The organism is Bacteroides sp., assembly GCF_019417265.1.
Lineage (GTDB): Bacteria > Bacteroidota > Bacteroidia > Bacteroidales > Bacteroidaceae > Phocaeicola.
Genome location: NZ_DXVR01000177.1, coordinates 1 through 2,252 on the forward strand (window position 1 = coordinate 1; position 2,252 = coordinate 2,252).

Sequence of the window (2,252 nt, forward strand, 5' to 3'; positions counted from 1 at the left end):
GCATTGTTGTCGCTGAAAAGAGTTCCGGCTTTTACAAGGAGTTTGCAACTATAGGCATCGCCAAAAGTCCAGATGAGATCGATGGACTTTTGGTCAAAGCTCGTGTCTGGATTGACAGGGAGGAAGAACGCCGCCATCCACGTCTGGACCTTTTCGGTGATGAACGCAAGAAATGTGAGACTGAACTGCTAAGTGCCGAACAAATGCTTTCATGTATCACTAATATATCTATCAACGGAGCTGATTTAATACTCGATCGTGTATTTGATAATATTGGCTTTAACCGAATTGAGGACATTGTTTTTCGGCAGCTTGTCAAGGCACGTCTTGCTTATCCTGTAAGCAAATCAGCCACAGTAGAATATCTGAAGAATCATTTTGACGAAGATGTCAGCTTGTCAAAGATATACCGCTATCTGGACAAACTTAGCGACAATCAGCATGAAATTGTCCAGGGTATCAGCGTTATGCACACCAGTAAAATACCAGATGGGCATATTGGCGTTCTTTTTTATGATGTAACCACCCTTTATTTTGAGGCCGATTATGAAGACGACTTGCGTAAGACCGGATTTTCCAAGGAAGGCCGTCACAAGAATCCGCAAATAATCCCAGGGCTGCTTGTCAGTATTGGAGGCTACCCGTTGGCATATTGTATATACGAGGGCAATAAATATGAAGGACATACAATGTTACCTGTCGTGACTGAATTTGTCAGGAAGTACAGTCTTGATGATTTTATTGTCGTAGCCGACTCCGGGCTTATGAACGGCAATAATATAGCGGACCTTGAGAGTAATGGCTACAAATATATTATCGGCGCAAAGATAAAGAATGAAAGCAAGAAAATACAGGAGTGGATTCTTGCACAGCCGAAGGTCAATTGTCAAATGATAGAGTACGACAAAGGTAACGGACAGCGACTCTTGGTAGGATATACCGACGACCGTGCCCGCAAGGACGCCTATAACAGAGAAAAGGGAATACGCCGTTTGGAAAAGGCTTATAACCGAGGAACACTTACGAAAGACAACATTAACAAGCGTGGTTACAACAAATTCTTAAAAATGGAAGGAGACGTAAAGGTTTCCATAAATTATGATAAGCTTGAAGCGGACGAGAAATGGGACGGTCTTAAAGGGTATCTTACAAACACGGATATTCCTGTTAGCGAGGTATACGCCGCATACCATAATCTCGGGCATGTTGAGAGGGCTTTCCGGATATCAAAATCAAAAATAGAGATAAGGCCGATGTTTCATTTTACCCGTAGGAGAATAGAAGCTCACGTGTGCATCTGCTTTGTGGCACTTAAAGTCTACAAAGAGCTAGAGAGACTACTGAAGCTATCCAATATAAACATGAGTGTAGATAAAGTGCTGGCGCTTGCACAGACTATAGTCACGATACAGGTGACTTTACCTCAAAGTAAGCAAACTATAACAAGAACAATGCTTATGAAACGTCATCAACGGATCGCACCATTGTTTAATGATGGGTTTTGGGGTACGCATTGACGAAGTCAGGATATACATCAGTAATATTTTGAACAATAAATAAAAGAAAAAAATCTTCCTTTTCTGTTCAAATATTATCTACTTTCGCATTTTTCCCGACAAAATACAGCCTCTTTTTCACATAGTCCCTTCGTTTTTTTGAAGATTTGCTTTTTTGGGAATAAGTTTTATATTTGTGGCAAGATGTAATCTTTGACTTGGAAGGTATTTGCAGTTCACTTGAGTGTTTTATGTTGAAGCCGAATGAGTTTTTCTTAAGTTGATGTTATATATCTAAAATCGAATACTATGGATACGCATACTTTTTTCTTGATAATGCGGAATGAAATGAAATTGCAGATGCGCAGCTGGGTGTTTCGTTTCTTTATAGTCTTGTCTTTGGTGGGAATAGTTGCGTATCAGATGTATATACATGGAGCAGGCAGTAGTGCCTGGAAAATGGTAGCACTTCCCTGTTCCATGCCCTTGATGAACGCATATCTTTTTAGCGTGGTTCAATCGCTTTTCCTGATAGTTATTATGTCCGAGTTTCCGCAACGTCTGATACGGTCGGGATTGCGTGACGGGGTGATGGTGCGTCCCTTTAGTAACACGGTGTATTATTGGGGGGCATTGACGGGAATATTCCTTCTTTTCCTTTTGGTGAATGTGGTGGAGGTATTTGTGGTAATTCTATTAGTGAATTCAGTCAATGCTGCTCCGTTATCATTGTCGCTTTATTTCTTTTATATTCTG

2 protein-coding genes are annotated in these 2,252 nt (G+C 40.8%); both read left to right on the forward strand.

The genetic code is table 11. The features are described from left to right. Positions 1 to 2 precede the first annotated feature (2 nt). Positions 3 to 1,517: an IS1634 family transposase gene (locus QZ379_RS12645; RefSeq protein ID WP_291565553.1), complete on the forward strand. Its 1,515-nt coding sequence runs from the start codon at positions 3 to 5 to the stop codon at positions 1,515 to 1,517. 327 nt (positions 1,518 to 1,844) lie between these two features. Next, a partial coding sequence (locus tag QZ379_RS12650; RefSeq protein WP_291565562.1) for a hypothetical protein occupies positions 1,845 to 2,252 on the forward strand: 408 nt, incomplete at its 3' end.